A 12882-nucleotide genomic window follows, 5' to 3' on the forward strand; every position below is an offset into this window, starting at 1 on the left:
ATGAATCAGATCAAGCACATTATCGCCATCGCATCCGGGAAAGGTGGGGTTGGCAAGTCCACCACCGCAGTGAATCTGGCCCTTGCATTGAAGGCGCACGGATTTTCAGTGGGTCTGCTGGACGCCGATATTTACGGCCCCAGTCAGCAGGTGATGTTGGGTATTCCTGATGACCAGCGTCCTGAACAAAAGGATGGCCAGTTCCTGCTACCGGTGGAGGCCCATGGCCTCAAGACGATGTCTATGGGGTATCTTGTCACTGAAAGTACACCGATGGTGTGGCGCGGGCCCATGGCCGGCGGTGCGCTGGCACAGATGTTGGAGCAAACCCTGTGGGGAGAACTCGATTACCTGGTGATTGACATGCCACCGGGGACAGGCGACATCCAGCTGACTCTGTCTCAAAAAGCCAAGGTATCCGGCGCCGTGATCGTGACCACCCCGCAGGACATTGCCCTGCTGGATGCGCGCAAGGGTATAGAAATGTTCCGGAAGGTCGATGTGCCGGTGCTGGGCATCATAGAAAATATGGCGGTACACGTGTGCAGCAAGTGCGGTCACCGGGAGCATATTTTTGGTGAAGAGGGCGGCGTGCGTATGTCGAGAGACTACGACCTGCCTCTGCTCGCCAGTTTACCGCTGGCGCTTGCCATTCGCGAGCAGACCGATGCAGGCACGCCCACTGTGATAATTGAACCGGATTCAGATCTGACAAAAATGTATCTCGAAGCCGCTGCAGCGGTAGATGAGTCACTGGCGAGTAACGCCGGAGATGCGGGACATCAGTTCCCGGAAATAAAAATATTGGATGATTAGGAACAGGTGAACAACACGTGAGCATCAAAGCAGATCGCTGGATTCGCAGAATGTCCAATGAGCATCGTATGATCGAGCCCTTTGAGGCTGGACAGGTACGATCTACTGCCGAGGGTGAAAGACTGATTTCTTACGGCACGTCCAGTTACGGATATGACGTGCGCTGTGCCCGCCAATTCAAGGTGTTCACCAATATCAATTCTGCTACGGTAGACCCTAAGGGGTTTGACGAGGGCAGTTTTGTCGATGTTGAAGACGACGTTTGTGTGATACCGCCCAACTCATTTGCACTGGCGAGTACGGTGGAGTATTTCCGTATCCCACGCAATGTGTTGACAATTTGCCTGGGTAAATCTACCTATGCTCGCTGCGGCATTATTGTCAATGTGACGCCGCTGGAGCCGGAGTGGGAGGGTCATGTTACGCTGGAATTCTCCAATACCACCACCTTACCAGCCAAGATCTATGCTAACGAGGGCGTAGCGCAGATGCTGTTCTTCGAGTCGGATGAAGTCTGCGAGGTGAGCTACAAGGACCGCGGGGGCAAGTACCAGGGCCAGCGCGGAGTGACATTGCCCAAGGCTTAATCCTGTTGCTGTGCGGTGCTGGCTCACAAGTTGACCTGGCTAGATAACGATTAACTAAACGGATAAACAATCGATGGAAACTATTATTAGACGGAATACAACGCCAGCGGCGGTCTATTTATTGATCGCTTTTATAGGGTGCATGCCGATCACCGTCGCCTGGTCGCAGTCAGGTCTGGTTGAAGAACGCGTGACTAATGAAAATGGCTTCATTAAGACCTGCGGTATAGGCGAAGGCCTGTCCCCCTGCCGCGACATAAATGGCGAGACCTATGAAGATGAAATCAAGGGTCCCGATATCGACAGCGAATCGACTGACGAACTCGCTGCCGAGGCGAAGCGGATTCGCAACGAATCCCCCGAACAATTAGATAACACGATCAGTGAGCTGGAGCAGGGCATCAACCCTGATGACCGCGCCACGGAAGGTCTTCCGCACTAGATGCTCTATCCGCGCTGTCCCCGGTAACGGGTAAGAGTCCCGAGACCGCTGCGAGTCGACGCGGGTTCAGCCCGCGGGACAGTCGGTTTCCGCCACGATGCCTGTGGCGGGAATCACTGCCCCGTCCAGTGTGGCTTTAGTCCCGCGAAGCGCCACCCGGCCCTCCAGGAACCACTGCGCAGCCAGCGGGAAAATAGCGTGTTCCTGCATCGTGACCCTTTCTGCGAGTGATTTCGCAGTATCCCCTTGCGCCACAGGGACTCGTGCCTGAACAATGGGGGGGCCGCCATCCAGTTCTGCGGTAACGAAATGCACCGTTGCTCCAGCTTCCTTGTCGCCCGCGTCCAGCGCGCGCTGGTGAGTGCGCAGGCCGGGGTATTTGGGCAGCAGAGAGGGGTGGATGTTCATCAGCCTCCCCAGGTAAGGCTCGATCAGCACGGGGGTCAGAATACGCATGAACCCCGCCAGAATGACCAGATCGGCATCATGTGCTTGCAGCGCGTTGACCAGCGCTGCGTCGAATTGCTCACGTGACGCATAGTCTTTATGGTTGATGCAGATATGGGGTATGCCGCTTCGCGCAGCTCTCTGCAGACCGGCGGCATCGGGTTTGTTGCTAATGACGAGACTGATATTTGCGAGCAGCTTGCCACTGGCGCAGGCATCAATAAAGGCTTGCAGGTTGGAGCCGTGCCCGGAAATGAGGATAGCCAGGCGAGGCAGCTCCGTCGTGGTCACGACAGCAGGTCTACCTGGTTGTCGCCGGTGACGATGCGACCTATTTCCCAGGTGTCATGTCCCTCAGTCTGCAGAATGGCGATGGTTTTTGCTGTATCTTCGCGAGCGACGCAGATGACCATGCCCACGCCACAGTTGAAGGTGCGATACATCTCGTGGGTTTCGACGTTGCCCTGCGACTGCAGCCACTGGAACACCTCTGGCCATTGCCAGCTTGCGGTATCAATTTGAGCGTTGCAGCTATCCGGCAATACCCGCGGCAGGTTCTCCAGCAAGCCGCCGCCGGTAATATGAGACAGGGCTTTCACTTTTACCTGACTGAACAGTGACAGGAGCGCTTTGACGTAAACCGTGGTGGGGGTCAGCAGGGTTTCTCCGAGAGTGCTCTCGCCCATGGGTTGTTGTAAATCGGCAGCGCTGACCTCGATGATTTTTCGAATCAGGGAATAGCCGTTGGAATGGGGCCCACTACTGGCGATGGCAAGCAAAGTGTCCCCCTCTTGGACACTACTGCCATCAATGATGTCTGATTTTTCCACCACGCCGACACAGAATCCGGCGAGGTCGTAGTCGTCGCCCTCATACATGCCGGGCATTTCGGCGGTTTCGCCGCCGACCAGGGCGCAGCCCGCCAGCTCGCAGCCATGGCCAATGCCTGTTACGACGTCCGCAGCGGTATCCACGTTGAGTGCGCCGGTGGCGTAATAGTCAAGAAAAAACAGGGGCTCGGCGCCGGCCACCACCAAGTCATTGACGCACATGGCGACAAGATCAATACCGATAGTGTCGTGGATGCCGATATCCATGGCGAGCTTGAGCTTGGTCCCCACGCCGTCGGTGCCAGACACTAGCACGGGCTGTTTATAGCCCTCGGGGATTTCGCACAGTGCGCCGAAACCGCCAAGCCCGCCCAGCACCTCGGGCCTTGCGGTGCGCGCAGTAACGCCCTTGATGCGCTCAACGAGTGCGTTGCCGGCATCGATATTGACGCCCGCGTCTTTGTAGCTGAGGGCAGATTTGCCCGCCTTGTCGCTCATGGCGTAATGTCCAATCAGTATGCGGGTGGTACGAAGTGCACTATTTTATCCTGCATGAGGTATTAGCGCACTCCCCAATTGTGCCCGCAGTTCGCTCGGGCTGTTACAATACGACGGTTTTTGGGTCGATGGAGAGAGTGCTGTGCGTAGTAAATCCTTGTTAGTGCTGTGTCTTTTCTCGGCGTTTTTGCCCGCGCTCAACGTCCGCGCCGAGATGGTCACAGACTTGTATGGCGCCACGGTATCGGTAGCTGACCAGGGTTCCAATGCCCTTGCCGGCGCGTCCCGACGCGGCCTGTCGGAAGTGTTGATAAAGGTCACCGGATCCAGGGCGGTGCTTAAATCCCCGGCGGCGACCGAGGCGCTCCAGTCCGCGCGAGGCCAGGTGCAACGCTTCGCGTATGTCCGTAATAAGCCGCCACAGCCGCCTTTATCGGTGCGGCTGGAATTCGACAGTGTCTGGGTGATGGGTGTCGTGCGCCGGTCGGGCGCGCCCCTGTGGACGGCAAATCGCCCTGTGGTGCTGGCCTGGGTGGTCATGGAGGGCGCAGAGGGCAAGCAATTCGTGACGCCGGAGGGCACGCCGGCTGAGGCCGATCTGTTACGCGCCGCATTTTCTCGCCGGGGCGTACCCGTGCAGCTGCCGGTGTTCGACCTTGCCGATATGGCGGCTCTGACTCCGGACGCGGCTTGGCGGCTCGATTCGGCTGCGCTGGCTGCGGCGTCGGCTCGTTACAATGTGAATCATGTGGTGGCGGCGCGCATGACCACCCTCACGAACGGCGAAGCCACCGGTGACTGGAGTTACCAATTTGAGGGAGAACGAATAAATCGCGCTCTCAGCGTGCCCGACATAACCGCATTTTATGCCAGCGGTGCGGGATTAGTCGCCGATGAAATGGCGGCCCGCTATGCTGTGTTGCCACGCGCAGACGGCGCGGGAGAAATTCATATGCAGGTGATGGGCGTGACAAGTTATGCAGACTATGCCTCGGTGGTGCGCTTCCTGGAAGACCTCGAACTGGTAGAGGCGGCGACGGTCCTGCGAGTGCAGGGCAGTCAGTTGGAACTCAGCCTGCAAGTGTCTGTGGATGCCGCGCAGCTGGCGAACCTGATCGCGCTGAATGATCGCCTTTTGCCCATGCCTGCTGTTGGCACGACGGCCGAACTGAGTTACCAGTGGCGGAATTAGGCCACGGCACTGGCGCAAAGGCGGGGCAAAAACAGCTCCCTCTGAAGGTGCAGCTGCGTGACGACGCCACCCTGGATAATTTTCTCGCGTTATCCGGCTCCCAGACACTCGTGGATGCCTTGCAGTGCCAGCCGGGCGACGGGGGTGAACCTATTATCTATCTCTACGGGCCGCCCGGCGCTGGTAAATCCCATCTTTTGCAGGCGGCCTGTCACTTCGATGGTGCTGACACCCTGTACTTACCGCTGTCTGACCTGGTGCAGTATCCTGCCGAAGAGGTCTTGCAGGGTGCGGAGTGCGTTGATCGCATCTGTCTCGACGATATCAATGCCGTGCTTGGGATTGCAACCTGGGAGCGCGAACTGTTCAACCTGATTAATGTCGCCCGGGAGAGGGGGTGCCGGCTGGTGTTGTCAGGGCTGGCCGCCCCGCGCGCGCTGCCGGTTGCGCTGGAGGACTTGCGCTCGCGTCTTTCCTGGGGAATCGTTTACCGGTTGCATGAGGGTGATGACAAGGACAAGGCGATGATTTTGCAGTTTCGCGCCGATCGCAGGGGTATTGCCCTGCCGCAAGGAGTGGCTAACTATATTGTCAGTCGAGCGCCCAGGGCGATGGATGCGCTGCTCGAAGTGCTCGATCGGCTGGATGAGAATTCCTTGGTGCACAAGCGATCCTTGTCCATACCGTTTGTGAAAGAGACCATGGGCTGGTAGGCCGATGTATTCAGCTGAATTGTTAGGTCAGGTCGAAATCATCGGCATCAAGGTGGCAGGGAAATGAATTCCGATAGGCAGTGAGAGCCGCGGCGTTCAGCGTGGTGGTGCATGCCCCGCTGGAGTTCTCTGCATCTTTTACTAGCGATCCATCCGCACTGACGACCAGACTATCGCCGCTGTAGGTCCACCCCTTTGCATCGGCCCCGATCCGGTTAACGCCTATGGCGCAAGACTGGTTCTCAATAGCTCTGGCGATGAGTAACTGACGCCAGTGCTGGCGTCGCTTTTCAGGCCAGTTCGCCACATAGAGCAGCAGGTCGTAGTCGCCCCTGTTGCGACTGAAAACCGGAAAACGCAGGTCGTAGCAGACCTGCAAATTTATCCTCCAATCTCGCCAGTTGGCCACAACACGTGCACTGCCGGCAGCGTAGCGTTTGTCTTCTCCGGCCATGCGGAAAAGGTGCCGCTTGTCGTAATGTGTGACCTCTTTGGGTGTGACGAACAGCAGACGATTAAATACGCGCCCACCCTCCTGGACAGCGATGCTGCCGGTAACTGCACAGTCATTCTCCCGAGCGATCTCCTTCATCCAGCGTTCTGTATCGCCATCGGCGTGTTCTGCGTTGGCCAGAGCGTTCATGGAGAAACCGGTGGTGAACATCTCGGGGAGAACGATGAGATCTGTAGGTTGCTCAAGGCCGGCGATCAGCGCGCCTATCTGTTGCCGATTATACGAAGGGTGTTCCCAGGCCAGTTCGCACTGAATCATCGTCACTACTAGATTTTGCATAATCTGTCTGACGCCTCCAGCAGTACATCATCATTTTTTGCAAAACAGAACCGTAAATAATGACCTGGGGAAGAATCCTGGTAAAAGACAGAGATGGGAATAGAGGCAATGCCGATCTCCCGAGTCCACTGTGATGCCAGTTCCTGGTCGGGGGTATCGGATACTTTACTGTACTCCAGCAACTGGAAGTAGGTGCCCGCACTGGGTGCCAGATTGAACCGCGATGACGACAAGGCCTGACAAAACAAGTCCCGTTTCGCCTGATAAAAATCAGCGAGTGTGCCGGGATAGTCGGGCTCTGCCGCCATGAAATCGGCAAGGGCCAATTGCACCGGTGTATTGGCGACAAAACAGACGAACTGATGCACCTTGCGCAGCTCGGCCATGAGTCCATGCGGGGCGATGCAGTAACCGGTCTTCCAGCCGGTAACGCTGTAGGTTTTGCCGAAGGAAAACACCGCGAAACTGCGCTGCCGTAATGCGGGGAGTTGCAGCACGCTGTGATGATCTTGTCCGTCGAACACCAGATGCTCATAGACCTCGTCACTGATGACCAGCAAATCGTGCAGCTCTGCCAGCCGCTCTAGCTCAAGCAGGTCATCCCAGCTTAGAATGGCTCCGGTTGGATTATGGGGTGAATTAACAACAATCATGCGTGTTCGTGGCGTAATGCTGTCACCGACCTGCTGCCAGTCGATAGCGAAATTATCCGGTGTCAGAGAAAGGTGAACCGCACGGCCGCCCGCCAAAGCGATGGCGGGTTCGTAGCTGTCGTAGCAGGGGTCGAAAAGCAGGACCTCATCACCGGGATGAATGCAGGCCGTTATGGCGCAAAAAATACCTTCGGTCGCTCCGGGCACAACCGTAATTTCAGTATCCGGGTCGCACGTAACTCCCCGGTATCGTACCAGCTGCGCGGCGATCTGCTCTCGCAGTTCAGTAACGCCCGCCATGGGGGCGTACTGATTGTGTCCTGCGGACACCCGCCGGACCAGTGCATCCAGTAACGGCTTTGGCGCACCGAAATCCGGGAATCCTTGTGACAGGTTGAGTGCCCCACATTCATGTGCCAGGGATGACATACGAGTGAAGATAGTCGTCCCCACATGGGGAAGCTTGCTCTCAATCATGATGGGTCTGCCAAGTGACTAGCTTTCCTTCTGGCCGAGGTTGGCGTGCAAAATTGCACCATTGATTACTGGGTTATGATGCGCCCAACGGATCAATTCGGCAATTTCAGCCGGATCGATAAGTCGACTAAAGCTATTCATGCCCGCGACGGCGGCCTCTACCTCTGGATCATTTCCGAGATGCGTTCGCAGCATTTCTGTGTCGGTAAAACCCGGGCAAATCATTGCTGTATGAATACCGCTACCCATAAGATCCTGGCAGGTAGCGCGCATCATGCCTAGCTGTGCATGCTTACTGGTGACATAACTGAACGAGTTTGCCACCGCTTTTTCAGACAGGGTCGAGCCAATGTAGAGCACGCTCGACGAGGCCTGCATCATGGGTATGAGATATTGATTCAGGCTGTTAATCCCAGTGACATTGATCGCCAGAACATGGGCCAGATCATCGCTTGCACAGCCATCCACGCGATCCTTGAGCATCTGGCTGGCATTGTGCACCAGGGCAATTTCCTCGCAGTCCACGAGTTCCCGCTCGAGGCGCTGGCAGGCATCGTCAATAGAGCCTTGGGTAGAGAGATCGCACTCGATACTGTTGACTCCGGAGACAGGGCATTCGCGGCGAGCGAGGCAGTAGACGATGTAGCCTTCCTGTGCGAAAAGTTCTGCTGTCGCGCTGCCAATGCCGACGCTGGCCCCGGAAATAATGGCTGCTTTCATGGATTGCCTCCCAAGTCTGGCTGGCGTGGCCGGCCATCTCTCTTTTGATCTAAAACTGTGAGGCTCCGTGATTTCAGCGGTGACGTCAAGTTGTGGCTCCGTTACACTGTGCCCTATGGAAGAGTTGACGACATTATATATCGATAAGGAAAGCCACAAGTTTTCCGTTGCCCATTACACTATATTTTCCGCGACTGAGCGGGAGCGCCTGCACGGGCACAATTATTCTGTGTCGGCGAAGATTGTAGCTCCGATGGGTGATAATGGTTTTGCCGCAGATTACAACGTGTACAAGACTCGATTGGCTCGACTCTGCGATGAATTAGATGAGTATATGCTGCTCGCGGGTGAGTCTCCGTATCAAATGATTAGCGAGTCAGATGATTTTTATCGGGTAGTCTACAACGGGCAAGAGATGCTGTTCCTGCAAGCGGATACATTGGTGCTGCCCATTCGCAACGCGACAGTCGAAGAGTTCTCCCGCTACCTGCTGGGCAGGCTGGTTGAGGATAGCGCGGGAGATGACCTGCGGGAGGTGCAACTCTGTGTTGCCTCCGGCCCCGGTCAAAAAGGCTGTACTACGTGGGACCCTCGCTGAATGCCTGGTTGACTTTGCGTTGGTAATTCCTGGTGCTGCTGCCTAACCGGTAATCCCGCTGTGACGTAACAGGGGGTCAATACTTGGCTCCCTGCCGCGGAAGGCGATAAACAGTTCCATTGCGTCCTTTGAGCCACCAGCCTCCAATATGTTTTGCCTGAATGCTTGCCCCGTCTGTGTGTTGAATATGCCTTCCTCCTCAAAGCGGGAAAAAGCATCAGATGATAATACTTCTGCCCATTTGTAGCTGTAGTAGCCCGCTGCATAACCGCCCGCAAAAATATGAGAAAAGCCGTTCTGAAATCGGTTGAAGGAGGGGGCTTTGACCACGGCGACCTGTTTGCGCACCTCGTCAAGCAGGCCCTGCACTGAGGTAATGGTTTTTGAACCCCAATCTGCATGTAGCCGAAAATCAAAGAGCGCGAACTCCAGTTGTCTCACCATAGCCATGCCGGACTGAAAGTTCCTGGCGGCGCCCAGCTTCTTCAGCAGTTCCTCAGGCAGCGGTTCACCGGTCTGGTGATGCCCCGAGATGAATGACAGTGCCTCTGCCTCCCAGCACCAGTTTTCAAGAAATTGACTGGGGAGCTCCACCGCATCCCACTCGACGCCGTTGATGCCCGAAATCGCGGCTACCGTTTGTTGCGTCAGCATATGATGCAGGCCGTGACCAAACTCATGAAAGAGCGTTGTCAGTTCATTGTGAGTCAACAGTGACGGCTCATTACCCACAGGCGGCGTAAAATTGCACACCAGATAGGCAACGGGCAGTTGCAGGCCCTCGTTCGTTGCGCGGCGCACGCGGCACTCATCCATCCACGCGCCGCCGCGTTTGTGCGCCCGCGCGTACAGATCGAGGTAAAAGCAGGCAATGACCTTGCCCTCCGCCAGTACCTCGAACAGCTGCACGTCGCAGTGGTAACGATCAAATTTTTCTACTTCCCGCACCTCGAGTCCGTACAGCCGTCGCACGACTTCAAACAGGCCCGGAAGCACTCGGTCGACTGGCAGGTAGGGGCGAATGTCCTCCTGCGATACCTGATAGCGTGTCTCGCGCAGTTTTTCGCTGTAATAGTTGATGTCCCACGCTTCCAGACTCTCGAGGCCGTCTTCCTGTTTGGCGTATGCTTCCAGTTCAGTCCACTCCCGGCGTGCTTGGGGCAGCGACTTCTCCGCCAGCTCATCCAGAAAGTGTCTTACGCTGTCGGGGCTGTCGGCCATCTTGGTTGCCAGAGACAGGTCTGCGTAGTGCTCGAATCCCAGAAGTTGCGCAAGCTGGTGTCGCAGCTCCAGCGTTTCCGTAATCAATTCGGAATTATCCCACTCGCCAGCATTGGGGCCCTGCTGTGACGCGCGGGTGCAGTGAGCGGTATATACCTCCTCACGCAGCGCGCGATTGTCACAGTAATTTAATACAGGAGACAGCGACGGAAATTCCAGGTTGATCAGGTAACCGTCGTCGCCGGACTGCTCGGCCGCCTGGAGGGCGTTGGCGAGAGCGGTTTCCGGCAGACCCGCCAGCTCCTCCCGAGTGGCCAGGCGAGACCAGGCGTTGGTGGCATCCAGAACGTTTTCGGAAAAGCGGCTACCGAGGCGGGAAAGATTTTTTTTGAGTTCGCCATAGCGCACTTTCTCCGCTGAGGACAGGTCTACGCCTGCTAGGCGAAAGTCACGCAGTGCTTTTTCCACTGCACGTCGTACACCGCTGTTCATGGAGGAGAAGTGAGGGCTGGCGGCAATGTCTCGATACGCGGCACACAGCTTTTCATGCTGTCCTTTCCACGTTTGGTACTCGGACAGCAGGGGCAGGCAGGCATTGTAGGCTTGGCGCATTGCTTCGTTGTTACAAACGCTGTTGAGATGTGAGACCGGAGACCAAGCCTGGGAAAGTGCGTCCTCCAACGCTTCAACAGGCGCAAGCAAGGTGTCCCAGTCGTACGTGTTCTGCTCATCAAGGAGTGCGTTGATGCGCGTCTTATTGCATTCAATTAACTGTCTTATTGCAGGTTCGACCTGTTGTGGTTCGATCGCGTTAAACGGCGGTAAAGTGTTTTCTTCAAGCAGGGGGTTGGGCATGAACACGTTTTCCAGATGAATTGTCAGAATGGCATTCTAACTGAATCCCGTCCGGGGTCGTATGTTCGCTGCCAAAATATACTGGGGTTAGAAAAATTCCAGTCTGGCGTCTATCATTGTGGCTGCAGCGGCCATTGCTCCAGAGCGTGATAGCTGACGCCCTTTTTTCCCTGATGGGATTCGAAAAGAGTGCAGTGCGTATAGGACAGTCTGACGTTTGGCTCATACAGGGGTGCCGTTGGTGGGTTTCGGCATCGCCTGTGCAGGGTGACGTGAGGTTGGAAGGGGCGGTTGTTGCCCTTGCCCCCGGCGGCGCAAGATAGGTGCCGCAGTTTTTGTGACAAGCGAGTCAGAGGCTGGGGCCACTGGCTCGGGCCTATCCAGAAAATGCCCGGTTTGGACCAGTAGCCCACGGTATCCAGTACCAGTGTACCGCCGCCAATAGCATTCTTGGCGAAATAGCTTTCGGCGGCATCGGCGATTTGCTCCAGCGCAGTCCGCTTGATATCGCCGATGAAGGCAAGTGTAATGTGGAGGTTGGCAGGCGGAACCGGTTTGCCTTCGCAGGCACAGGCCTGATCACGCCAGTCTGTGATGCGGGTCCTGTCGCGCCCCTCGAGCCCGATTCCGAAAAAGGCGCGAATCATTTCCCGGGTTTTTTTTTCAGGGGAGAAAATCCATCGTTTTCCACCGGAGTCGCTCTGCGTCGCGCACGCCCTGATGACTTATCTGGCGGGGAATTGGCGCTGCTCTTGTTCTCAGCCCTGATCGTCTTACGCTGTTCGTCGGTATGGGGAGTGTCTGATGCGGAAGGCGCATGTGTGCCGTTGAACCTGGCTGTCAGTCCGGGCAGTGAGAGGCTCTCGAAGTCCAGTGACAGATAGCGCTGGATACTTTGTACCTGTTTCCATTCAGCGGCGGAGGCAAGGGAAATCGCCATACCGGAGGCACCCGCTCTACCGGTGCGCCCTGTGCGGTGCACGTAATCGTCGCCGCTGTGTGGTATGTCGTAATTGATCACGACTTCGATACCCGATACATCCAGCCCGCGAGCGGCGACGTCGCTTGCACACAACACATTGATCTTGCCGTTGTGGAAGCGCTGCACGACCAGCTTGCGCTCTTCAGTCGTCATCTCTCCATGCAGGCAGGCGCAGCGCAGAGACTGTGTGCCTGCGAGATCGGCGAGTCGGGAGGCGGTTGTGCGCTTGTTGCCAAACACGAGCGCGCGCGTGTAGTCGCCCTGTTGCAGCAGTCGCAGTAACAGCGCGTTCTTGTGTGTTTGACTGTCGGCCATGATCAACTGGTGAACGATGTTGTCATGAGCCGCTCGCTCCTTTCCGGTACTGACGGTTTCTGGATGTTTGAGCAGTGTGTCTGCCATCTCCTTAACCCCGCGATGAGTCAACGTGGCGGAGTAGAGCAGCGTCTGTGGGCTGGAGGGGGTGGACGCAGCGATAGCCAGCACGTCCTCGCGCAAGCCAAGATCCAGCATACGATCTGCCTCGTCCAGTACCAGCGTTTGTAATATCCCAAGGTCGGCACTGCCTCGCTTGCAGTGCTCGAGCATGCGCCCTGGTGTCGCGACCAGAATTTCCGGATCTTTGCGCAATGCCGCTCGCTGGTACCTGAACTCCTCACCGCCGGTAATGGCTTCGACACGTAAAGGTGACTTTTTCAGCAGTTGCCGACAGTGTTTGAGAACTTGCCTGGCCAGCTCACGGGTAGGCACTAACACCAGTGCCAGTGTGCCGCCCGAGCGTGTCTGTTCTGTCGTAAGAATGCGCTGGGCCAGAGGCACGAGGTAGGCCAGCGTCTTGCCGCTGCCGGTTTCGGCGCAGACCATCATATCCCCTCCTTTGAGGGCTATAGGTATTGACAGGGCCTGCACGGCCGTTGGCTTGCTGAACGCGAGTGCATCCACTCCCAGCTGCAACTGGCGATCCAGTTGAATATCGTCGAACACGCGAGTTAAACCTCCGGGGGCTGCGAATCAGCGGGCGTCTACGAGTGGAGAGGGTACGCTCAAATTCCGGCTTT

General features: G+C 56.7%; 14 protein-coding genes. 6 read left to right on the plus strand and 8 right to left on the minus strand.

Translation table 11 applies throughout. The features are described from left to right. The 3 genes from apbC to EYC82_RS00090 all read left to right on the plus strand — a co-directional run bounded on the left by apbC (window position 1) and on the right by EYC82_RS00090 (window position 1845). Window positions 1-816 (plus strand): iron-sulfur cluster carrier protein ApbC, encoded by an 816-nt coding sequence (apbC, locus tag EYC82_RS00080; RefSeq protein WP_279247516.1) that lies wholly within the window; start codon window positions 1-3, stop codon window positions 814-816. A 17-nt stretch (window positions 817-833) separates the two neighbouring features. Continuing rightward, window positions 834-1403: a dCTP deaminase gene (gene dcd / locus EYC82_RS00085; RefSeq protein ID WP_279247517.1), complete on the plus strand. Its 570-nt coding sequence runs from the start codon at window positions 834-836 to the stop codon at window positions 1401-1403. Window positions 1404-1476: 73 nt separating this feature from the next. Beyond that, window positions 1477-1845, plus strand: coding sequence for a hypothetical protein (locus tag EYC82_RS00090; protein WP_279247518.1), 369 nt, complete (start codon window positions 1477-1479; stop codon window positions 1843-1845). A 66-nt stretch (window positions 1846-1911) separates the two neighbouring features. On the opposite strand, the gene purN is transcribed toward EYC82_RS00090, so the two are convergent. Next, the gene (purN, locus tag EYC82_RS00095; RefSeq protein ID WP_279247519.1) at window positions 1912-2583 is read right to left on the minus strand and encodes a phosphoribosylglycinamide formyltransferase; all 672 of its coding nucleotides are present in this window, start codon (window positions 2581-2583) and stop codon (window positions 1912-1914) included. Then, window positions 2580-3620 carry a phosphoribosylformylglycinamidine cyclo-ligase gene (gene purM, locus EYC82_RS00100; protein WP_279247520.1) on the minus strand — a complete coding sequence of 347 codons (1041 nt, stop codon included), beginning with the start codon at window positions 3618-3620 and terminating at the stop codon, window positions 2580-2582. Before purM ends, purN begins: the two co-directional genes overlap by 4 nt. A 142-nt stretch (window positions 3621-3762) precedes the next feature. On the opposite strand from purM, the gene EYC82_RS00105 reads away from it, so the two are divergent. Beyond that, window positions 3763-4812 carry a DUF2066 domain-containing protein gene (locus tag EYC82_RS00105; protein WP_279247521.1) on the plus strand — a complete coding sequence of 350 codons (1050 nt, stop codon included), beginning with the start codon at window positions 3763-3765 and terminating at the stop codon, window positions 4810-4812. Then, window positions 4800-5525 carry a DnaA regulatory inactivator Hda gene (gene hda / locus EYC82_RS00110; RefSeq protein ID WP_279247522.1) on the plus strand — a complete coding sequence of 242 codons (726 nt, stop codon included), beginning with the start codon at window positions 4800-4802 and terminating at the stop codon, window positions 5523-5525. Before EYC82_RS00105 ends, hda begins: the two co-directional genes overlap by 13 nt. A 22-nt stretch (window positions 5526-5547) precedes the next feature. Here the strand turns inward: hda and EYC82_RS00115 are convergent, their stop codons facing one another. From EYC82_RS00115 to EYC82_RS00125, 3 genes are read right to left on the minus strand one after another with little or no spacing between them, the layout of a single operon-like run. After that, a complete protein-coding gene (locus EYC82_RS00115) occupies window positions 5548-6318 on the minus strand; it encodes an amidohydrolase (protein WP_279247523.1) in 771 nt (256 codons plus the stop codon). After that, window positions 6306-7448 (minus strand): methionine aminotransferase, encoded by a 1143-nt coding sequence (locus EYC82_RS00120; protein WP_279247524.1) that lies wholly within the window; start codon window positions 7446-7448, stop codon window positions 6306-6308. Before EYC82_RS00120 ends, EYC82_RS00115 begins: the two co-directional genes overlap by 13 nt. An 18-nt stretch (window positions 7449-7466) precedes the next feature. Then, entirely contained in the window at window positions 7467-8168 is a 702-nt protein-coding gene (locus EYC82_RS00125; RefSeq protein ID WP_279247525.1) for an SDR family NAD(P)-dependent oxidoreductase, read from the minus strand. Window positions 8169-8247: 79 nt separating this feature from the next. Between EYC82_RS00125 and EYC82_RS00130 the strand changes: the two genes are divergently transcribed. Further along, window positions 8248-8766, plus strand: coding sequence for a 6-pyruvoyl trahydropterin synthase family protein (locus EYC82_RS00130; protein WP_341475045.1), 519 nt, complete (start codon window positions 8248-8250; stop codon window positions 8764-8766). A 42-nt stretch (window positions 8767-8808) separates the two neighbouring features. On the opposite strand, the gene prlC is transcribed toward EYC82_RS00130, so the two are convergent. The 3 genes from prlC to EYC82_RS00145 form a co-directional block, all read right to left on the minus strand. After that, on the minus strand, window positions 8809-10842 hold the full coding sequence (gene prlC, locus EYC82_RS00135) for an oligopeptidase A (RefSeq protein ID WP_279247526.1): 2034 nt from the start codon (window positions 10840-10842) through the stop codon (window positions 8809-8811). Window positions 10843-10955: 113 nt separating this feature from the next. Beyond that, complete coding sequence (gene thpR, locus EYC82_RS00140; RefSeq protein WP_279247527.1) at window positions 10956-11489, minus strand: RNA 2',3'-cyclic phosphodiesterase; 534 nt, start codon at window positions 11487-11489, stop codon at window positions 10956-10958. Beyond that, window positions 11486-12808: a DEAD/DEAH box helicase gene (locus tag EYC82_RS00145; RefSeq protein WP_279247528.1), complete on the minus strand. Its 1323-nt coding sequence runs from the start codon at window positions 12806-12808 to the stop codon at window positions 11486-11488. Before EYC82_RS00145 ends, thpR begins: the two co-directional genes overlap by 4 nt. Window positions 12809-12882 lie beyond the last annotated feature (74 nt).

Origin of the sequence: Candidatus Marimicrobium litorale (assembly GCF_026262645.1) — a bacterium.
GTDB classification, from domain to species: Bacteria; Pseudomonadota; Gammaproteobacteria; order Pseudomonadales; family Halieaceae; genus Marimicrobium; species Marimicrobium litorale.